General features: G+C 71.6%; 18 protein-coding genes. 10 read left to right on the forward strand and 8 right to left on the reverse strand.

Going from position 1 to position 20221, the window contains the following annotated elements:
- Nucleotide 1: 1 nt before the first annotated feature.
- Nucleotides 2-1678, forward strand: a complete 1677-nt coding sequence (locus tag ACFVVU_RS13300; RefSeq protein WP_387789800.1) for a glycosyltransferase family 39 protein — start codon at nucleotides 2-4, stop codon at nucleotides 1676-1678.
- Nucleotides 1679-1682: 4 nt separating this feature from the next.
- On the opposite strand, the gene ACFVVU_RS13305 is transcribed toward ACFVVU_RS13300, so the two are convergent.
- Nucleotides 1683-2177 carry a GNAT family N-acetyltransferase gene (locus ACFVVU_RS13305; protein WP_380681840.1) on the reverse strand — a complete coding sequence of 165 codons (495 nt, stop codon included), beginning with the start codon at nucleotides 2175-2177 and terminating at the stop codon, nucleotides 1683-1685.
- A complete protein-coding gene (locus ACFVVU_RS13310; protein WP_387789801.1) occupies nucleotides 2120-2509 on the reverse strand; it encodes a hypothetical protein in 390 nt (129 codons plus the stop codon). Before ACFVVU_RS13310 ends, ACFVVU_RS13305 begins: the two co-directional genes overlap by 58 nt.
- Nucleotides 2510-2602: 93 nt before the next feature.
- Here ACFVVU_RS13310 and ACFVVU_RS13315 point away from each other — a divergent pair, with 93 nt between their 5' ends.
- Nucleotides 2603-3574 (forward strand): helix-turn-helix domain-containing protein, encoded by a 972-nt coding sequence (locus tag ACFVVU_RS13315; protein ID WP_380681838.1) that lies wholly within the window; start codon nucleotides 2603-2605, stop codon nucleotides 3572-3574.
- 16 nt (nucleotides 3575-3590) lie between these two features.
- Here ACFVVU_RS13315 and ACFVVU_RS13320 read toward each other — a convergent pair whose 3' ends face one another.
- The 4 genes from ACFVVU_RS13320 to ACFVVU_RS13335 all read right to left on the reverse strand — a co-directional run bounded on the left by ACFVVU_RS13320 (nucleotide 3591) and on the right by ACFVVU_RS13335 (nucleotide 7558).
- On the reverse strand, nucleotides 3591-4403 hold the full coding sequence (locus tag ACFVVU_RS13320; protein WP_387789802.1) for a histidine phosphatase family protein: 813 nt from the start codon (nucleotides 4401-4403) through the stop codon (nucleotides 3591-3593).
- A gap of 167 nt (nucleotides 4404-4570) precedes the next feature.
- Complete coding sequence (gene mctP / locus ACFVVU_RS13325; protein ID WP_380681836.1) at nucleotides 4571-6184, reverse strand: monocarboxylate uptake permease MctP; 1614 nt, start codon at nucleotides 6182-6184, stop codon at nucleotides 4571-4573.
- Nucleotides 6181-6474, reverse strand: coding sequence for a DUF3311 domain-containing protein (locus ACFVVU_RS13330; RefSeq protein ID WP_380681835.1), 294 nt, complete (start codon nucleotides 6472-6474; stop codon nucleotides 6181-6183). The genes mctP and ACFVVU_RS13330 overlap by 4 nt, the downstream gene beginning before the upstream one ends.
- Before the next feature lie 292 nt (nucleotides 6475-6766).
- Nucleotides 6767-7558 (reverse strand): GntR family transcriptional regulator, encoded by a 792-nt coding sequence (locus ACFVVU_RS13335; protein ID WP_380687952.1) that lies wholly within the window; start codon nucleotides 7556-7558, stop codon nucleotides 6767-6769.
- 336 nt (nucleotides 7559-7894) lie between these two features.
- Between ACFVVU_RS13335 and ACFVVU_RS13340 the strand changes: the two genes are divergently transcribed.
- The 7 genes from ACFVVU_RS13340 to ACFVVU_RS13370 all read left to right on the forward strand — a co-directional run bounded on the left by ACFVVU_RS13340 (nucleotide 7895) and on the right by ACFVVU_RS13370 (nucleotide 17658).
- Nucleotides 7895-9187: an extracellular solute-binding protein gene (locus ACFVVU_RS13340; protein ID WP_380687950.1), complete on the forward strand. Its 1293-nt coding sequence runs from the start codon at nucleotides 7895-7897 to the stop codon at nucleotides 9185-9187.
- A 90-nt stretch (nucleotides 9188-9277) separates the two neighbouring features.
- Nucleotides 9278-10306 (forward strand): carbohydrate ABC transporter permease, encoded by a 1029-nt coding sequence (locus tag ACFVVU_RS13345; RefSeq protein ID WP_380687948.1) that lies wholly within the window; start codon nucleotides 9278-9280, stop codon nucleotides 10304-10306.
- Complete coding sequence (locus tag ACFVVU_RS13350; RefSeq protein ID WP_380687946.1) at nucleotides 10303-11130, forward strand: carbohydrate ABC transporter permease; 828 nt, start codon at nucleotides 10303-10305, stop codon at nucleotides 11128-11130. The genes ACFVVU_RS13345 and ACFVVU_RS13350 overlap by 4 nt, the downstream gene beginning before the upstream one ends.
- A gap of 6 nt (nucleotides 11131-11136) precedes the next feature.
- Entirely contained in the window at nucleotides 11137-12690 is a 1554-nt protein-coding gene (locus tag ACFVVU_RS13355; protein WP_380687944.1) for a glycoside hydrolase family 3 protein, read from the forward strand.
- A 445-nt stretch (nucleotides 12691-13135) separates the two neighbouring features.
- Nucleotides 13136-14431, forward strand: coding sequence for an extracellular solute-binding protein (locus ACFVVU_RS13360; RefSeq protein ID WP_380689729.1), 1296 nt, complete (start codon nucleotides 13136-13138; stop codon nucleotides 14429-14431).
- A gap of 236 nt (nucleotides 14432-14667) precedes the next feature.
- Nucleotides 14668-15720, forward strand: a complete 1053-nt coding sequence (locus tag ACFVVU_RS13365; protein ID WP_380689727.1) for an SIS domain-containing protein — start codon at nucleotides 14668-14670, stop codon at nucleotides 15718-15720.
- Nucleotides 15721-16137: 417 nt separating this feature from the next.
- Complete coding sequence (locus ACFVVU_RS13370) at nucleotides 16138-17658, forward strand: sensor histidine kinase (protein ID WP_380690116.1); 1521 nt, start codon at nucleotides 16138-16140, stop codon at nucleotides 17656-17658.
- A 418-nt stretch (nucleotides 17659-18076) separates the two neighbouring features.
- Here the strand turns inward: ACFVVU_RS13370 and ACFVVU_RS13375 are convergent, their stop codons facing one another.
- Nucleotides 18077-18328 carry a WhiB family transcriptional regulator gene (locus ACFVVU_RS13375; RefSeq protein WP_014138019.1) on the reverse strand — a complete coding sequence of 84 codons (252 nt, stop codon included), beginning with the start codon at nucleotides 18326-18328 and terminating at the stop codon, nucleotides 18077-18079.
- Nucleotides 18329-18696: 368 nt separating this feature from the next.
- Nucleotides 18697-19668: a diacylglycerol/lipid kinase family protein gene (locus tag ACFVVU_RS13380; RefSeq protein WP_380686303.1), complete on the reverse strand. Its 972-nt coding sequence runs from the start codon at nucleotides 19666-19668 to the stop codon at nucleotides 18697-18699.
- A gap of 50 nt (nucleotides 19669-19718) precedes the next feature.
- Here ACFVVU_RS13380 and ACFVVU_RS13385 point away from each other — a divergent pair, with 50 nt between their 5' ends.
- Nucleotides 19719-20147 carry a hypothetical protein gene (locus ACFVVU_RS13385; RefSeq protein ID WP_380686301.1) on the forward strand — a complete coding sequence of 143 codons (429 nt, stop codon included), beginning with the start codon at nucleotides 19719-19721 and terminating at the stop codon, nucleotides 20145-20147.
- The last annotated feature ends 74 nt before the right edge of the window (nucleotides 20148-20221 follow it).

Genomic DNA, 20221 nt, shown 5'->3' on the forward strand with positions numbered 1-20221 from the left:
GATGACCACCCCGATCAGGGCGACGGCCGCGGCGGCGAACCAGCCGCCGGCGCCGAGCCACCCGCCGAAGCCCCCGTTCCCGCCCGCCCCGACGGTGCCGCCGCCGGGCGCCGCCGTGCCGCCGTCGGCCGTGCCGGACGCCGACGAGCCGGCCCCGCAGTGGCGGGCCGCGCTCGGCGTCGCGCTGCCGCCGGCGCTGCTCGCGCTGGTGCTCTGCCTCTACGGCAGCGGGGACCGCCAGCTCTGGCGCGACGAGCACGCCTCCTGGTGGGCGGCCGGCCTGTCCTGGTCCGACCTCGGCACGCTGCTCGGGAACATGGACCTGGTGCTGGCGCCCTACTACGTGCTGCTGCACCTGTGGACCGCGGTGGCGGGCGACTCCGAGGCCGCGCTGCGGCTGCCCTCGGCGCTCGCCATGACCGCCGCCGCCGGCTGCCTGGCACTGCTCGGCCGGCGCCTGCTCTCCCCGCGGGCCGGACTGCTCGGCGGCCTGGTGTTCGCGCTCTGCCCCGCGATCACCTGGTACGGCCAGGACGCCCGGCCGTACGCCTTCGCGGTGCTGGCGGCCGTCGGCAGCACCCTGGTGCTCACCCGGCTGGTCCAGGCCCGTCCGGGGCCGGTGCCGGCCGCGCAGAGCACCGTCCTGCTCGGTTGGGCGGGCTACGGGCTCACCGTGGTCGCGATGGGGCTGACCCACCTGGTGACGCTGACAGTGCTGCCCGCCCACCTGCTGCTGGTGGCCCGGGAGTTCCGCCGCGCACCGGCCGCGCCGGACGAGGACGGCGCCCGCTGGGTGCTGCTCGGCCGCTGGGCGCTGGCCTCGGCGGGGGCGGTGCTGCTGCTGAGCCCGCTGCTGCTGCTCGGTGCCGGGCAGAGCGGGCAGATCGCCTGGAACGAGCGGGGCTGGTCCGACCTCGGCGCGCTGGTCACGGACCTGGCCGGGTCCACCGCGCTCGGCTGGGCCCTGCTGGTGGTGGGTGTGCTGGGCGCGGCGAGCCTGTTGGTGCTGCGCCAGCGGGCGGCCGGTCCGCTGATCTGCTGGGCGCTGCTGCCGGTGCTGCTGACCCTGGGGACCACGCACTGGCTGCACCTGTTCCTGGCCCGCTACCTGCTCTTCACGGTGCCCGCCTGGGCCCTGCTGGGCGCCGAGGCGGTCGGGCGGCTGCCCGGCCTGGTCGCCCGGTTCGCCGCCTCCGGCACGCCGCCGCGCTGGGTGGCCGGTCCGGCCCCGCTGGTGGCCGCCGTCGCGCTGGCCGCCGCGCTCGCCTGGCCCGCCCAGGCCACCGTGCGGCACGACCTGCCCGGCGAGGCGGACGCCAGGGCCGCCGCCCGGCTGATCGGCGGACAGCTGCGGCCGGGCGACGGCGTGGTGTACGAGCCGGGCAGCTCGCTGCGCCGGTCGATGGCCTACGAGCTGCGGGGCCGCCCGGCGCCCGCGGACGTCCTGCTGCGGGTGTCCGCGGAGGAGGCCGGCAGCTTCGGCGCGCTGGAGTGCGAGGAGCCGGCCCGCTGCCTGGCCGGCACCCGGCGGATCTGGCTGCTGGTGTCCGGCGCCGACCGGCGGCCGTTCGGCGCCGTCTCGGACAAGGTGGCCAAGGAGCTGAACGGGTTCCGCCAGGTCCGCACCGAGAACCTGCCGCACCTGCGGGTGGTGCTGCTGGAGCGCAAGACCGGGTGACCGGTCAGAAGACCATGCTGTAGACCATCAGGTCGACGCCCGGGATCGGCGACCAGTCGCGCTCCGGGGCGCGGCGGAAGCCGACCCGCTCGTAGATCCGGTGCGCCGTGGTCATCCCCGGCTGGGTGGAGAACGCCATGCCGGCCAGGCCGAGCTCGCGGCTGCGGGTGAGCGCGGCACGCACCAGGGCCTCGCCGGCGCCCCGCCCGCGGGCGGCCGGGGCGGTGGCGAGCATCCGGATCTCGCCCTCCTCGGGGGTGGCGATGTCCGCCCAGGTGGTGCCGCCGACCGCGAAGGTGACGGTGCCGAGGACGGTCCCGTCGGCCGCGTCCACCGCGACGAGGAGTTCGGCCTCGGCGGCCCGGGCGGCCGCGTCGCGCAGCCGGTGCACGTACTCGCCCTCGGGCGAGGTGAAGCCGTCGTCGACGAAGGCCTGCGCGGTTATGCGGCCGGCTTCCTCGAACTCCTCGGTGCGGGCCGGGCGGATGACGATGTCCATCGGGCCAGTGTGCCGGAATCCCGGGGCACGGTGCTGAGCGGGGTGCGGGCCTCCGCTTCGGGGGCGGGAACGGTGGCGGAGACGGCCGCGGCGGCAACGGCGGCAACGGCGGTGGCGGGGTCGGCGGCCGGGCGGAGGGAGGCGGCGGGCAGGGTGCCGTAGAGCCGGTCGGGCAGGGCGGGGTCGTCGGGGTAGCCGCCCGGACGGTGCCAGTTGTCGCGTCCGGTGGCCCTCTGCCGGGCCACCTCGCGTCCGATCAGGGCGCCGAGCAGGCCGAACCCGCCGACGGCCCCGAGCAGGGCGAGTGCGCTGGCGAGCGTGTCGGAATCCATGGCTCCACCCTCCTGGAGGCGGCGGGGGGCGGCGAGTGGCAGGAACGCCCGATTGCATCGAAAAACTGCCAGCGGGCGGGTTACCCTGGCAGCATGCTGAAGAACGTCGTGGCCGTCGTCATGGAGGACGTCCACCCCTTCGAACTCGGGGTCGCCTGCGAGGTGTTCGGGCTGGACCGGAGCGACGACGGGCTGCCCGCCTACGACTTCGCGCTCGCCGGCGCCCGCCCGGGCCCGCACCGCACCCACGCCGGCTTCGCCGTCGACGTCCCGCACGGGCCCGAACGGCTCGCCGCCGCCGACCTGGTGGTGGTCACCGCCTCCTCGATGAGCGGCGAGTACCCGGCCCCGCTGCTGGACGCGCTGCGGGCGACCGTCGAGCGCGGCGCCAGGGTGCTGTCCATCTGCAGCGGCGCCTTCGTGCTCGGCGCCGCCGGCCTGCTGGACGGCCGCCGGGCCACCACGCACTGGCGGTACACCGCCGAGTTGGCCGCCCGCCATCCGGGGACCACCGTCGAGCCGGACGTCCTCTACGTGGACGACGACCCGGTGATCACCTCCGCCGGTACCGCGGCCGGCATCGACGCCTGCCTGCACCTGGTGCGCAAGGTGCAGGGCGCCGAGGTGGCCCGGGCGATCGCCCGCCGGATGGTGGTGGCGCCGCACCGGGAGGGCGGCCAGGCCCAGTTCGTGCACCGGCCGCTGCCGGAGGGCGGCGGCGACTCGCTCGCCCCGCTGCTCGACTGGATGCGCCACCACCTGGACGAGGAGTCGACCGTCGAGCAGCTGGCCGCCCGGGTCCACATGTCGCCGCGCACCTTCGCCCGGCGCTTCCACCAGGAGACCGGCACCACCCCGCACCGCTGGCTGATCGGGCAGCGGCTGCTGCTCGCCCAGCGGCTGCTGGAGTCGACCACCGAGCCGGTGGACGCCATCGCCGCCCGCTGCGGCTTCGGCAACGCGGCCACCCTGCGCCACCACTTCGGCCGCCGGCTGGGCACCACCCCGCTGGCCTACCGCCGCTGCTTCGCCGAGCCCGCGGCCGAGGTCGCCGTCCGGGTCTAGGACGGGGGAAGGGGGCTCAGCCCGCGTCCTCCAGGTGCCCGGTCTGGTTCCAGCGGTCCGGGCGCAGCCGGCCGCCCTCGGCCCGCCAGACGCTCGCGGAACAGTTGCGCACCGGCTCCAGCGCGGTCAGCTGCTCCTCGGCGAGCCGGTCCAGCACGTACCGGAGCATGAGCACCGTGCAGTCGTGCGCGACCAGCAGCACCGGCCGCCCGGCCTCCTCCGCGCAGATGTCGCGCAGCACGCTGCGCACCCGCAGCGCCACGTCGGCCCAGGACTCGCCGCCGGGCGGGCGGTAGTACAGCTCGCCCATCTTCCGGCGCCGGGCCGCCTCCTCGGGGTGGTCGTGCTCGATGGCGGCCTTGGGCAGCATCTCCAGGACGCCGAGCTCGCGGTCGCGCAGCCGTTCGTCGTAGCGCACGGCGAGCGAGACCGGGACGGCGCCGAGGCCGGCGGCCTGGGCGAGGGCGATCCGGGCGGTCTCGGCGGTGCGCACGTAGGGCGAGCACCAGACGCTGCGCGGCCGGTCGGCGCTGGGCAGGGCGGCCCACCAGCGGCCGAGCGCGTGGGCCTGCTGCTGGCCGTGCAGGGAGAGCGGGATGTCCGCGTCCCGGCTGCTGATCGGCACGCTGAGCGCGCCGGCCGCCTCGGCGAGCTGGAACTCGACGTTGGCGGTGGACTCCCCGTGGCGGGTGGCGATCAGGACGGAGGGGACGGGCGGCGGCCCGGTGACCGCGGTGGCCGCGGCGGCGCCCGCGGTCCGGTGCGGGACGGGCCGGTGCCGTCCGTCGGTGTGGTGCTGGCCGTTGAGGGTGGTACCGAGTTCTGCCATTGCCGCCGCTCCCCGTGGGTCGATCAGTTGCCGGCCGGTTGCCGGTCCGGTCTGGTTGGTGCCCTGAGTGTGGTGCCCCATGCATCCGGCTGTTCATACATATGATCGCGCCGCCCCCTCCAGTGTTGACCGAGGAGACGGCGCGACCACAGGGCGCGCGGGGCGTATCAGTGCGCTGCCACGGGCTCCGGCGCGTCCAGGGGCTCCTCCTCGCCGCCCTCGGCGCTGTAGTCGCCCGGCCGGGTCTCGTCCGGCCCGTCCGGCGCCTTGGCGGCGCGCAGCACCAGGGTGAGCGCCACCGAGACCAGCAGGTTGAGCACGAAGGCGGTGAGCCCGATGTAGCCGATCTCGCCGATGCCGGGGATCTCGGCGGCGTTCCCGCCGAAGTGCCTGGTCTTGGGGGTGGCGATCCCGTACGCCTTCCAGGTGCCGTAGACCATGCCGGCCGCCCAGCCGGCGAGCAGCGCCCAGTGGTGGAACCAGCGGGTGAACAGGCCGCCGACGATCGAGACGAAGGTCTGCAGGATCCACAGGCCGCCGAGCAGCTGGAGGTTGATCGCCGCCTGCTTGTCCATGCCGAGCACGAAGACCAGTGCGCCGACCTTCACCAGCAGCGAGACCAGCTTGGCGATCCGGGTCTCGTCGGCCGGGGTGGCGGAGGGCTTCAGGTACTCCTTGTAGACGTTGCGGGTGAACAGGTTCGCCGCCGCGATGGACATGATCGCCGCCGGGACGAGCGCGCCGATGCCGATCGCCGCGAAGGCGACGCCGGTGAACCAGTCGGGAAACATGTCCTCGAACAGCTGCGGCACCGAGAGCTGGGTGTTGAAGTCCTTGTCGCCCTTGCCGACCCCGGCCGCGACGGCCATGTAGCCGAGCAGCGCCAGCAGCCCCAGCATCAGCGAGTACGCGGGCATGATCGCCATGTTCCGCCGCACCGTGTTGCGGGACCTGCTGGCCAGCACACCGGTCACCGAGTGCGGGTACATGAACAGCGCCATCGCCGAGCCGAGCGCCAGCGTCGCGTACGTCCACTGCTTGTTCTCCGGCACGGTGAGCGAGCCGGCCGACCTGGGGGCGGCGAACTTCTCGCCGACCGCGTCGAAGATGTGGCCGTAGCCGCCGAGCCGGATCGGGATGTAGATCACCGCGACGATGATCACCACGTAGACCAGGGCGTCCTTGACGAAGGCGATCAGCGCCGGCGCCCGCAGCCCCGAGGAGTAGGTGTACGCGGCGAGCACGCCGAAGGCGATGAACAGCGGCAGGTCCTTGACGAACCAGTTGGCGTTCTCGCCGCCGCCGACGCCCAGCACGTCCAGCACCGCCTGGATGCCGACCAGCTGGAGCGCGATGTACGGCATGGTGGCGAGGATGCCGGTCAGCGCGACCATCAGGGACAGCGGCCGGGAGCCGTAGCGCCCGCGCACGAAGTCCGCGGGGGTGACGTAGCCGTGCACCCGGGAGACCGACCAGAGCCGGGGGAGGAAGAGGAAGACCAGCGGGTAGGCGATGATCGTGTAGGGAACGGCGAAGAAGCCCGCGGCGCCGGTCGCGTAGACGGCGGCGGGCACGGCGACGAAGGTGTACGCGGTGTAGAGGTCGCCGCCGAGCAGGAACCAGGTGATCCAGGTCCCGAAGCTGCGCCCGCCGAGGCCCCACTCGTCGAGGTGGAGCGCGTTGTCGGCGCGCCGCCACCGGGAGGCGAGGAAGCCCATCACGGTGACCAGCAGGAAGAAGAGGACGAACACCGCCAGCGCGGGCACGTTGACCCCGTTCATCGGGCGCCACCCGCCTTCCGGGCCGCCCGGGCGGCCCGGCGGGCCTTCTCGTCCCGGTTGACCAGCAGGTAGGCGGCGACCGTGAAGACGGCCGAGACCGGCACCCAGAGCAGCTGGTACCAGTAGAAGAAGGGGACGCCGCCCACTTCGGGGTCGGGCTTGTCGTACGAGCCCACCCAGAGCAGTGCGACGACCGGCACCAGCAGGGCGAGGCCGGCCAGCACCCGCTCGGGGGTGACCGCCGGGAGGCCGGGGCCCCCGGGCTCGTCCGGCTCCTCTGGCTCGGGCATGACAGATCGGTCGGTGAGGTCTGACGACATGGTTCGGCTCCGCTTCGGAGGGTTCACCTCGCCGGCGCCGCAACCCCCGGGAAGCCGCACGCCCCCGTTGGTCCGCCGAGCAGCACCACTGGTGATCGGCAGTCAGTACGGATGCGGAATCTAGAGCATCACGTGATCCGTGTCACCGGATTCACGACAACTTCCCGCCATCCGGGCTTCCCGCGCGCCGGGGAAACGCGACGGGCCCCGGCGCGCAGGGGGTGCGCGCCGGGGCCCGGACGTGCGCGGGCGCCGGGCCGGACTACTCCGGCCGCTTGAGGCGGGTGATGAACTTGTACCGGTCGCCGCGGTAGATGGAGCGCACCCACTCGACCGGGTCGCCGTCCGGGTCGAAGGAGTGCCGGGAGAGCTGGAGCATCGGCAGGCCGAGGTCGGAGCCGAGCAGACCGGCCTCGCGGGGGTCGGCGAGGGTGGTCTCGATGGTCTCCTCGGCCTCGGCCACGGTCACCCCGTAGACCTCGCGCAGGGCGGTGTAGAGCGAGTTGTGCTTGGCCAGGTTGCGGCGCAGGGCGGGGAAGCGCTTGGCGGACAGGTGGGCCACCTCGATGGCCATCGGGTCGCCGTTGGCCAGCCGCAGGCGCTCGATCCGCAGCACCCGGCCGCCGGGCTTGATGTCCAGCAGCGGGGCCAGCCGGTCGTCGGCGGAGATGTAGCCGATCTCGATCAGCCGGGAGGTGGGCTCCAGGCCCTGGGCGCGCATGTCCTCGGTGTAGGAGGTGAGCTGGAGGGCCTGGGCCACCTTGGGCTTGGCGACGAAGGTGCCCTTGCCCTGGATGCGCTCCAGCCGGCCCTCGACGACCAGCTCCTGCAGGGCCTGCCGGACGGTGGTGCGGGAGGTGTCGAACTGCGCGGCCAGCGCCCGTTCGGGAGGAACCGGGGTGCCGGCGGGCTGGGTCTCGGTGAGCTGCAGCAGGTGGCGCTTGAGGCCGTAGTACTTCGGTACCCGGGCGGTCGGGTCCACGCCGCTCTGAGGAGCGGGATTCTTCACCAGGGGGTCGTTGACCTGGGCCGTGCTGCCCCCGTCGCTGCTCATCGGACCTGTCTCCCGCTTCTCGCAGAGCTCTCGCGAAGCCCCACCACATCATTAACGGCTCACATCGTTGCATGTATGGCTACGGAACGAATACCTCATCACGCGATGAACGATGTGCGGTGTCGGCTTGATAACGGGTGGTCCGGATCGGCCGAACAGCCGTTGACAGGCCCATTGGTCTAGGCCAAGCTCCAGGCATCTGGTCTACACCACTAGGCCGGTCACTATGAATCCCCCCACCCGTTCGCTGGAGTCCGCGGCACCATTCCTCCCACTTCGCGTGGGTATGCCGCTGCCACCCGACGGGGGTAACCAGGCATCCCTCAGGAGGATGGCGTGAAGCGTCAGCTCATCGCGGCGGTCGGCGTCGCGGCCATGGTTGTTGGTCTCGCGGCCTGTGGCTCGGACGCCAAGAAGGAGGGCGGCGACTCGGGCAGCTCGACCGCGGCCTCCTCGGGCAAGAAGGACTACAACGGCAAGACGCTCAAGGTCTGGCTCATGACCGGCTCGGCCCCCAAGGGCTGGACCGACTCCGTCAAGGCCGAGTTCGAGTCGACCTACCCCGGGTCGAAGATCGACTTCCAGGAGCAGGTGTGGGACGGCATCGGCCAGAAGATCACCGCCGCGCTCTCCGAGGGCTCGGTCGACGTGGTCGAGGTCGGTAACACCCAGACCGCGGGCTACGCGGCCTCGGGCGGCCTGCTCGACATCACCAAGGACAAGGCGTACCTGGGGGGCAGCGACTGGGCCGCCAACCAGAACGAGGCCGCCGTCCTCGACGGCAAGCAGTACGCCGCCCCGTGGTGGGTCTCCAACCGCGTGGTCGCCTACAACAAGGACCTCTGGGCCGCGGCCGGCCTGAAGGACGCGCCGAAGACCCTCGAGGAGTTCTACGGCGACCTGGACAAGCTCAAGACCACCGCCGGCGTCGACGACGCGATCTACATGCCGGGCCAGGAGTGGTACGTCTACTTCGGTCTGCTCACCAGCGAGGGTGGCAAGATCGCGAAGAAGGAAGGCGACAAGTGGGTCGGCGGCCTGTCCTCGCCCGAGGCGAAGAAGGCCTTCGAGACCTACCAGAAGCTGCAGAGCTACTCGAAGGCCCCGAAGGACAAGGACGAGGCCACCCCGCAGCAGAAGGACGTCTTCGCCAAGGGCAACGTCGGCACCATGATCGGCCTCGGCTGGGAGCTGCCGAAGGAGGAGGAGCTGTCGGCCAGCAAGATCGGCTTCTTCCCGCTCCCGGGCAAGACCGCTGACAAGGCGTCCGGTGTGTTCCTCGGTGGCTCGAACCTGGCCATCGCCCAGAACAGCAAGAACACCGACATGGCCAAGGACTTCCTGAAGGTCGCCCTCAACGACAAGAACGAGGGTCTGGTCGCGGCCGCCGGCAACATCCCGAACAAGGAGTCGCTGAGCAGCCAGGTCGCCGGTGACTTCGCGAAGGCCGCCGTGCCGGCCTCGAAGCAGGGTGCCATCACCCCGAACACCCCGAACTGGGCCAGCGTCGAGGACAAGCCGAACCCGATCAAGGAGTTCCTGACCGCGGCCCTGCAGGGCGGCGACTACGCGGCCACCGCGAAGAAGTACGACGACGAGATCGCGAAGCGGCTCAACCAGAAGCAGTAAGCAATCGAGCGGCGTCGCTCACCGGCTCCCGGCGGGGGGCCGGTGGGCGGCGCCTGTCCGTCGTGGTCGGGTTATGAGGAAGTGAGAACGATGGCTGTGCATTCCGAGCGGGTGCACACACAGTCTCCGGATTCAGGGAAGGCTGCTGTGGCCAGTATCGAGACGAGCGCCGTTGGTGGCGGCGCCAACGGCACCCCGAAGAAGAGTGCCAGATCGGCGGACGGCCGGAGCTTCGGCGCCAAGGCCGCCCCCTACCTGCTGCTGCTGCCGGCCACCGTGGCGACGCTGGCCCTGCTGGGCTGGCCGCTCCTGAAGACGGTCCTGCTGTCGTTCCAGAACCTCAACAGGCGCCAGCTCGTGATGCACCTGACCGAGTGGAACGGCTTCGACAACTACAAGGAGCAGCTGACCGACCCGGACTTCTGGGCGGTCACCGGGCGCACGGTCGCCTTCACCCTGGTGAACGTCGTGCTGATCATGGCCGGCGGCACCCTGGTCGGCCTGCTGCTCAACCGCCTCGGCAAGTGGATGCGCCTGGTGCTCTCGGTCGGGCTGCTGATGGCCTGGGCCATGCCGGTGGTCGCCGCGACCACCGTCTACACCTGGCTGTTCGACCAGCAGTGGGGCGTCGTCAACTGGTTCCTCGACAAGTTCGGTTGGCACTCGATGGCCAACTACAACTGGATGAGCGACCAGTACTCGACCTACTTCGTGATCATCCTGCTGATCGTCTGGCAGTCGATCCCGTTCGTCGCGTTCAACATGTACGCGGGCCTGACCACGATCCCGAAGGAGCTGTACGAGGCCGCCCGGATGGACGGCGCCGGCGCCTTCAAGATCTTCGGCTCGGTGGTCTTCCCCAGCCTGAAGCCCTTCTTCCTGGCCACCACCTTCCTCGAGGTCATCTGGGTGTTCAAGGCCTTCACCCAGGTCTACGCGATCAACGCCGGCGGGCCCGAGAACCTGACCCGGAACCTGCCCGTGCACGCCTTCCTGGAGGGCTCCTCGGGCCAGCACTACGGCGTCGGCTCCGCGATCGCCGTGCTCACCATCCTGATGCTGGTCGCCCTGATGGCGTACTACTTCCGCATCATGCTCAAGCAGGAGGACGAGCTGTGAGGCGCTCGCTCATCGGACGCAGCTGGCCGAACGTCATCGCGGTCGTCCTCTTCGTCTTCTTCATCTTCCCCGTCTACTGGATGGTCGCGACGTCCTTCAAGAAGGACGGCGACATCATCAGCAAGACGCCGGTCTTCATCCCGTTCAACGGGACGCTCGACCACTACGTCACCGCGGTCAACGCCAAGAACTTCTGGACGTACGTCGGCAACAGCTTCACCGTCACCGTCGGCGCCGTGCTGGCCTCGCTGGTGATCGCGACGCTCGCCTCCTTCGCCATCGCCCGGATGCGCTTCCGCGGCCGCAAGGCCTTCGTCCTGGTCGTGATGGCCGCGCAGATGGCGCCGTGGGAGGTCATGACCATCGCGGTCTACATGATCTCGCGCGACAACGAGCTGCTGAACAGCCTGGTGCCGCTGACCCTCTTCTACATGATGATGGTGCTGCCCTTCACGATCTGGACGCTGCGCAGCTTCATCGCCGCGGTGCCCAAGGAGCTGGAGGAGTCGGCCATGGTGGACGGCTGCACCCGCACCCAGGCCTTCGTGAAGGTGATCTTCCCGCTGCTGGCCCCCGGTCTGATGTCGACCTCGCTGTTCGGCTTCATCACCGCGTGGAACGAGTTCCCGCTCGTCCTGATCCTCAACAAGGAGCAGGGCCAGACCCTCCCGCTGTGGCTGTCCTCCTTCAAGACGGCCTTCGGCAACGACTGGGGTGCCACCATGGCGGCGTCCACGATGTTCGCCATCCCGGTGCTGGTCCTGTTCGTCTTCCTGCAGCGCAAGGCGGTCGGTGGCCTCACCGACGGCGCCGTGAAGGGCTGATCCCCCGTGAGCATCCTCGTCCCCACCCTCCCGGCCTCCGACCAGCTCCATCGCGACGCGCTGACCGTCCTGCAGCCCGGCTTCGTCGGCACCGAGCCGCCGGAGTGGCTGCGCCGCCACCTGGCGGCCGGCCTCGGCTCGGTCGCCCTGTTCGACCGCAACGTGGCCGACCTCGGCCAGCTGGCCGCGCTCACCTCCGCGCTGCGGGCCGAGAACCCCGACCTGCTGATCGCCATCGACGAGGAGTCCGGTGACGTCACCCGGCTGGAAGCGGGCTCCGGCTCGTCCTGGCCGGGCAACCTCGCCCTCGGCGCCATCGACGACCCCGCGCTGACCCGCGACGTCGCCCGTGAGCTGGGCCGCGCGCTGGCCGCCGCCGGCGTCAACTACAACTGGGCGCCGACCGCCGACGTCAACTCCAACCCGCGCAACCCGGTCATCGGCGTGCGCTCCTTCGGCGCCGACCCGGAGCTGTGCGCCCGGCACACCGCCGCCTGGGTGGAGGGCCTGCAGTCGGCCGGCGTCGCGGCCTGCTCCAAGCACTTCCCGGGCCACGGCGACACCGCCGTCGACTCGCACATCGGCCTGCCGGTGATCGACGTCGACCTGGACGTGCTGAGCTCGCGCGACCTGGTGCCCTTCCGGGCCGCGATCGCCGCCGGGACCAAGGCCGTGATGACGGCCCACATCATGGTTCCGGCGCTCGACCCCAAGCTGCCCGCCACGCTCAGCCCCGCCGTGCTGCGCGACCTGCTGCGCGCGGCCCCCGAGCAGGGCGGCCTCGGCTACCAGGGCCTGATCGTCAGCGACGCGATCGAGATGGGCGCCATCGCCGACACCTTCGGCATGGGCGAGGGCACCGTGCTGGCCCTGGCGGCCGGCGCGGACGCGATCTGCGTGGGCGGCGGCCTGGCCGACGAGGACACCGTGCTGATGCTGCGCGACGCCATCGTGGCGGGCGTGCAGTCCGGCCGGCTCCCCGAGGAGCGGCTCGCCGACGCGGCCGCCCGGGTGCGCTCGCTGGGCAGCTGGGCCCGGATCGCGGCCCAGGGCGAGCGGCCGGAGGCGGACCTCGCGGTCGGCCTGCGGGCGGCCCGCCGGGCGCTGCGGGTGGTCCGCGCGCCGGGTCAGGAGGTCCTGCCGGTGACCGAGCGCCCGTTCGTGGCCTCGTTCTCCGCCGAGCCGAACATCGCCGTCGGCGACGTCACCCCGTGGGGCGTGGCCGGCATGCTGGCCGACCGCTTCCCGGGCACCCGCACCCGCGCCATCGGCCCGGAGATCGCCGAGGCCGCGGTGCTGGACGCCGTGGTGTCCGAGGTGCTGGCCGGGGCCGCCGACCGCCGCCTGGTGCTGGCGGTCCGCGACGCCCACCGCCACGAGTGGATGTCGGCCGGGCTGAACCGGCTGCTGGCGGCCCGTCCGGACGCCGCGGTGGTCGAGATGGGCCTGCCGCAGTCCGAGCCGGTCGGCGCGCTGTACATCGCCACCCACGGCGCGGCCCGGGTCTGCGGGCTGGCCGCCGTCGAGGTGCTCACCGGCCAGTCGGGGGCGATCGGCTGAGTCCGCGTCGGATCGTGCCGCCGGGTGCCGGGGCACCTGCGGCAACGGGCCCGCCATGCGCATGTCGCATGGCGGGCCCGTTCTGTTTTCCGCTCGTTCGACGCCCGGTGACCTGCGACTTCGCAGTCTGACGATGTTCCCTCAAATCATCCTTAAGGCAGCCTTAAGTTCTACCTAGGGTGACCGTCGTGCGACTGATCGCCACGCGGTACAACAGGTCTGCAACGGCCGTGGCCGCCAGGCCATTTGGCGTTGACACCAACTGTGGTCTAGGCCAGAGTCCAGTCCATCCGGTTCGAATTTCAATTTCGCCGGATGTGGTATTGGCCCACCCCTAAGCTCTTCGCCGCCCTCCCCGGACACCGTCCCGTCGGGCGCCGGCGCGCCGCCGGCGGGCACCAGCTCTAAAACACCCTCGGAGGATGGCGTGAGAAAGCGTCGGTTCATGGCGACGGTCGGCATCATGGCGCTGGCCGCCGGACTGACGGCGTGTTCCTCGGGCGGCTCGGCGTCGGGCGGCGACAAGACCGCCTCGGCGGACCCGCAGGCCGCGACCGGCACCGTCACGGTCTGGCTGATGGACGACGCCCAGAAGAACTGGCCCGACCTCGTCCAGCGGGTCAACGACGACTTCGCCGCCAAGTACCCGAACGTGACCCTCAAGCTCGCCTACCAGGGCTGGGCCGACAAGGTGGCCAAGCTCGACAAGGCGATCGCCGACGGCGCCGCCCCGGACGTGGTCGAGCTCGGCAACACCGAGACCATGAAGTACGTGCTCTCCGGCGCGCTGGCGCCGGTGGAGCGCACCACCTTCGACAACTCCGACACCTGGATCAAGGCGCTCGCCAACACCTGCACCTACCAGGACAAGCTCTGGTGCGTGCCCTACTACGCGGGCGCCCGGGTCGCCATCTACAACTCGGCGGCCTTCCAGCAGGCCACCGGCAGTGCCGACTTCCCGAAGACCGAGGACGAGCTGCGTGCGGCGCTCGACAAGATCGCGGACAAGAACAAGGCCGACCGGACCTTCTCCTCGCTCTACCTGCCCGGCCAGTACTGGTACGCGGCGATGAGCTACGTGTCCGCGTACGGCGGCGCCATCGCCCGCTTCGACAGCGGCGGCAGCTGGCACGGCACCCTGAGCGACCCCAAGTCCCAGCAGGGCATCAACCACTTCGTCGACCTGGTGCGCAAGTACAACAAGGGCGACCAGTCGCTGAACGAGCAGAACCAGTACGAGGCGATGGCCCGCGGCCACGCGGCGTCCTTCTACGGCAACGGCTACGAGGCGTCCAGCGTCGTCGCGCCGGTCACCGGTGACCCGAGCCTCAAGGACGCGGTCAAGGTCGCCACCATGCCCGGCCCGGGCGGCAAGCCGCTGCCGACCTTCATCGGCGGCTCGGCCCTCGCCGTCACCGCCAAGTCGCCCACGGCGGCCCTGGCCACCGACTGGGTCCGGATGTTCACCAGCGCCAAGTCCGAGCAGGCGCTGGCCGACAAGGACATCCTGCCCAACAACCTCACCCAGCTGAACCCGCTGAAGAACAAGCCGAGCACCGCCGCCGCGGCCAACGCGGTGCCGGACGCCTGGTTCACCCCGCTGGCCCCCGGCTGGGGCCTGGTGGAGAAGCAGAAGGTCCTGCCCGACATGCTGACCGCCATCCTCAAGGGCAAGCCGGTGGACCAGGCCACCAAGGAGGCGGACGCCGCCATCGACCAGCTCATCAACAAGGCGGGCTGAGCCGCCGCCGCCCCGGACGCCGGAGCCCCTCCCCGCACCGCCGGGAGGGGCTCCGAGCACGCCGGGCCGCCGGGACCTGCCGTGACCGCCTCCTCGGATGTGCTCCGGGCGGGCGGCCCCCGTAGGATTGCGGCAGCATTCATCGCAGCGAGTGTGCGGACTCGCCGCCGTAGAGGTCCCCGCCGGGCATTCCCGTCCGGTCGGGGTGGAACCATCTCATCGGAGGCACACCCACGATGTCCGACACGCAGACCGTCCCTGGCCGGATCATGGCGGCGGAGATGGCCGAGCAGCCGGCCGTCCTGCAGCGCATCCTTGACGAGGGCGCCCCCAAGATCTTCGAGATCGCGTCCCGGATCGCCGCCCGCAAGCCGCGGTTCGTCCTCCTGACCGCGCGCGGTACCTCGGACAACGCCGCGCTGTACGCCAAGTACCTGATCGAGATCCTGCTGGGCAAGCCGGCCGGCCTGACCTCGATGTCCACCACCACCGCCTACGGGGCCAAGCCGGACCTGACCGACGTGCTGGTGATCACCGTCAGCCAGTCGGGCGGCTCGCCGGACCTCGTCGCCTCCACCAAGGCGGCCCGCGAGGCCGGTGCCATCACCCTGGCGGTCACCAACAACGCCGGCTCGCCGCTGGCCGAGGTCTCCGAGTTCCACATCGACGTGCTGGCCGGGCCGGAGAAGGCGCTGCCCGCCACCAAGACCTACACCGCCGAGCTGCTCGCGCTGTACCTGCTCGTCGAGGGCCTGCGCGGTGGCGACGGCGCGGCCGCCAAGGTCCTGCCCGGGCTGGCCGCCGGCATCCTGGCCCGCCAGGACGAGGTCAAGGCCCTGGCCGAGCGCTACCGCTTCGCCCAGCGCCTGGTCATCACCTCGCGCGGCTACGGCTACCCGACCGCCCGCGAGGCGGCGCTGAAGCTGATGGAGACCACCTACATCCCGGCCTCCCCGTTCTCCGGCGCCGACCTGCTGCACGGCCCGCTGGCCATGGTCGACAACGTCTCCCCGGTCATCGCGATCGTCCCGGACGGCAAGGGCGGCGAGGCCCTGCAGCCGGTGCTGGACCGCCTGCGCGGCCGTGGCGCCGACCTGGTCGTGGTCGGCCAGCAGTCGCAGGTCGAGGCCGCCTCGGCGGGCTTCGCGCTGCCGGCCGGTGTGCCCGAGGAGGTGCAGCCGATCCTGGAGATCCTGCCGCTGCAGCTGCTGGCCTACGAGGTCACCATCGCCCGCGGCCAGGACCCGGACGCCCCGCGCGCGCTCGCCAAGGTCACCGAGACCCACTGACGCGGGTCCGCCGAAAGGCCCGAGCCCCCGTCCACAGCCTGTGGACGGGGGCTCGGGCCTTTCCGGCCCCTCGGCGGGGCGCGGGAAGAAAGTCCGGAAAACACTACGGGCCACGGCGCCGACACGGGACCCTCAACCCATGCGGCACCGCAGCCCGGAGCTGTCGTCGGTCGCCGGTGACGATCGAGAACTGTGCGGGGTCCTCGTTCGGCGGCGTCCGACCGAGGAGGGGCCTCGCGCGGTCAGGGCAGTTGCGCGGGTGCCTCTCCTTGGTGCCCTTTCATTGTGGACTAGACCAATCTGGCTTGTCCAGGCCTCTCCGAAAATTGGTCTGGACAACCTGGGGGAGGGCCCGGCGGCGCAGGTCGACGGGGTGCGCGGGGCCCGGCCGCGCCCCCCTGGGGCTACGCTCGCCCTGTGCCCTCGCTGAACGAACTCGTCCGCCGCCACACCACCCTGACCGGTGCCGATGTGGAGTGGCTGCACATGCTGGTCTCGGAGTGGCAGCTGCTCTCCGACCTGTCCTTCGCCGACCTCGTGCTCTGGATCCCCACCTGGGACGGCATCCGGTACGTCTCGGTGGCCCAGATGCGCCCCAACACCGGCCCCACCTCCTACCAGGACGACATGGTCGGCCACCTCGTCCCGCGCGGCCGCCGCCCGCTGCTGGACGCCGCCTACGACGAGGGGCGGATCGTGCGCGAGGGCGACCCGGAGTGGCGCGAGGAGGTGCCGGTCCGGGTCGAGTCCATCCCGGTGCGGCGCGAGGGCAAGGTGCTCGGCGTGATCGCCCGCAACACCAACCTGCTGACCGTGCGCACCCCCAGCCGGCTGGAACTCACCTACCTGCAGAGCGCCTCCGACCTCGCCCAGATGATCGCCGCCGGCACCTTCCCCTACCCCGGCGTCGAGCAGGCCGACATGGACGCCGCGCCGCGGGTCGGCGACGGCCTCATCCGCCTGGACGCCGACGGCACCGTCACCTACGCCAGCCCCAACGCGCTCTCCGCCTACCACCGGCTCGGCCTCACCACCGACCTGGTCGGCAGCCACCTCGGCCGGACCACCGCCGACCTCGCCCCGCCCTCCCGGGCCGCCGTGCACGAGGCGCTGGTGAAGCTGGCCAGCGGCTGGGCCCCCCGGCAGACCGAGATCGAGGCCCAGGGCGGCGTGGTCACCCTGCGGGCCATCCCGCTCAAGCCCAAGGGCACCCTGACCGGTTCCCTGGTGCTCTGCCGCGACGTCACCGAGCTGCGCCGGCGCGACCGCGAGCTGATGACCAAGGACGCCACCATCCGGGAGATCCACCACCGGGTGAAGAACAACCTGCAGACCGTCGCCGCGCTGCTGCGCCTGCAGTCCCGCCGGATGGAGTCGGAATCCGGCCGTGCCGCCCTGGACGAGGCGGTGCGCCGGGTCGGCTCGATCGCGATCGTGCACGAGACGCTCTCCCAGGCGCTGGACGAGCAGGTGGCCTTCGACGAGATCGCCGACCGGGTGCTGGCCATGGTGATGGAGCTGTCCCAGGACGGCCGGGTGGCGACCCGGCGCAGCGGCAGCTTCGGGATCCTGTCGGCCGAGGTGGCCACCCCGCTGGCGATGGTGCTGACCGAGCTGCTGCAGAACGCGCTGGAGCACGCCTTCGGCCCGACCGCCTCCGGCAACCTGGAGGTGAGCGCGCTGCGCGGACGGGCGCCGGCCACCGGCATGGGCTGGTCGGACAGCTGGACCGGCGGGGCCCGGCCGGAGGAGTACCTGCTGATCACGGTGCAGGACGACGGCAAGGGCATGCCGGAGGGCTTCGACCCGCAGCAGGCGGGCAACCTCGGGCTGCAGATCGTGCGGACCCTGGCCACCGGGGAACTCGGCGGAACCTTCGACATGGTGGCCGGCCCGAACGGCGGCACCAAGGTGGTCCTGGAGATCCCGGTGCGCTGAGGTGTGCTGAAGCGCGCTGAGGTGCGCAGGGGGCGCGCGTCCGGCGTGGGCGCCGGTCGCGTGCTCCTGCACCTCCGCCGCACGGGTGGAGAACCCGGCCGGGAAACAGAAACGAGGCCCTGTCGACCGGGGGGGGGTGGGTCGACAGGGCCTCTCAACCCGTTCCGGCCGTCGGGGGGAGTCGGCCGGAACGGGGGCTCTGGGTGGTGCGACACCAACCGGTGCGTTGCACACGGTGAGCGCCACAGCTCCACAATATTGCTCTAAGTGAACAGTATCAAGTGGCTGGGCGGGCCGGTGTCGCGGGACCTCGTCGAGCAAGGCCCTTTGTACGGAAGGCTTCACCAGGAGGTGCAGGCGAAGCCTGTGATCATGTGTTGATCGGTGCTGTGGTTACTGCTGGTACTACGGCGTGTGATCAGGCGGTGCGGGCGCGGTTGCGGGCGGCACGGCGCTTCATGGCGCGGCGCTCGTCCTCGCTCATGCCGCCCCAGACGCCGGCGTCCTGGCCGGTCTCGAGGGCCCACTGGAGGCACTGCTCCATGACCGGACAGCGGCGGCACACGGCCTTGGCTTCCTCGATCTGCAGCAGAGCAGGACCGGTGTTCCCGATCGGGAAGAACAGCTCCGGGTCCTCTTCGCGGCAGACAGCGCGGTGGCGCCAGTCCATGGTCGTCCAACTCCTCCTGCCGGCGGGGGTTGCCCGGTCGGCACATCGATGGTCCTTGTGAATGTGAACGCTTTCACGAATCCCGCAACAGCAAAAGAGACCAAAGGCCCATCGGGCCCGGGAGGTCTGTGCTGGGGGGATTCGCGCGATTCGAGGGACACCCCGCGGTCGGCCCCCCAGGTTTCGAGGGTTGCCGTCGCTGCGATGTGTCCCGATCGCCATGTAGAGGTTCGCAAACCTCGGGCCCGGATACAACCCCCTTCAGGGAGGAATTTTGGATTCTTCGGTGTCGCCTAGCTCACAGCCGGTACTTCTATGGAGTGAAGGGGGCTTGTGCGTTCGAGAAGAAGGAGGAAGGGCCCTTCTAGTCACACAATCACACGCAGTGCCCGCCGTACGCCTGTGAAACTGACGCGACTCCTGGATCCAAGGTGGTCCCCGTCGACCTGGAACGGGACGGGTTCCTCCGAAACCAAGGTGAAGTGGCGGACGTCGTGATAGGAGACGACGTGCTTGCCGGAAGGGCCGGACTGGGCGCCGCCGTCGCTCGAAGGGCCGTGCGACCGCAGGATCTGACGGACCGTTCGAGCAGTGCCGAACGCGGTCATCCGGGTGATGCCGAAGACGTCGAGATCCGAGTCGAAGGAGGCCCGCGGGGAGGGGTATACGGGGCGGTTGCCCAGGAACGTCCACGGCGAGGTGTTGCTGACTATCGCCAGCACCAGCCCGGGCACCGGCTCACGGCCCGCCATGGTCAGCGAGACCGGGCCCGACCTGCGCTGTTCACGCTGGGTGACGAAGTGGCGCAGCGCCTGGGTGACGTAGAGCGCGTGCGTGGACTTGCGCCCCGCCCGGCGCTGCTCCTCGACCCGGCCGACCACTCCGGCGTCGAAGCCCAGGCCGGCGGTGAAGGTGAACCAGCGGTCCGGCAGCCCCTCGGTCATCGCCTTGCCGAGCCCGATCCCGCGCTCGCGCCGGTGCTCCAGCGCGTCCAGCAGCGCGCCGGTCGCCTCCACCGGGTCGTTCGGCAGGCCCAGCGCGCGGGCGAACACATTGGTCGAGCCGCCGGGGACCACGGCCAGCCGCGGGACCTTGTCGCCCGGGCCGTGCGAGAGCAGCCCGTTGACCACCTCGTTGACGGTGCCGTCCCCGCCCAGCGCCACCACCAGGTCGACCGTGCCGTCCTCCGCCGCCTCCCGGGCCAGGTCGCGCGCGTGGCCGCGGTACTCGGTCTGCGCCACCTCCAGCTTGAGGTCGCTGCGCAGGGCGTGGATCAGGACGTCCCTGGTGCGACCGCTGGTGGTGGTCGCTTTCGGATTGACGACCAGGAGAGCGCGCATGGGCCCAGCCTACGGGGCGGTACGGACCAACCGGCGGCTACCCTGCTGGAGTGACCGCAGAATCCTCCGCACCCGTACCCGCGTCCGGCGCCGACCGGCCGGCCGCCCTCACCCTGGGCGCCGCCATCACCGCCGTGGAGGGCGCCGCGCTGGCCGTCGTCGGCGTCTGGGACATGGTCGCCGCGCTGTCCGGCCAGTCCAAGCAGCTCGCCCTGAACGAGTTCGGCGGGCTGGTGATCGTGCTGCTCGGCGTGGCGCCGCTGCTGGCCGCCCGGGCGCTGCTCAGGACCCGCCGCTGGGGCCGCAGCCCCGCGGTGCTGACCAACTCGATCTGCCTGCCGGTGGCCTACTACATGTGGCAGAGCGGCGGGGCGATGGTCCCGGTCGGCGTGGGCATCGGCCTGCTCGGCCTGGTCGGCATCGGCGCGCTGCTCAGCCCGAAGGCGACGGCGGCCCTCTACGCTCCGCACGAGGCCTGAGCGCGGCGGACCGCCGCCTGCCACCGCATCCGTACGACCCGACGGCCGCCACTGGGCGGCCGTCAGTCGTCTGC

Source organism: Kitasatospora sp. NPDC057965 (assembly GCF_042887135.1).
Taxonomy (GTDB): domain Bacteria; phylum Actinomycetota; class Actinomycetes; order Streptomycetales; family Streptomycetaceae; genus Kitasatospora.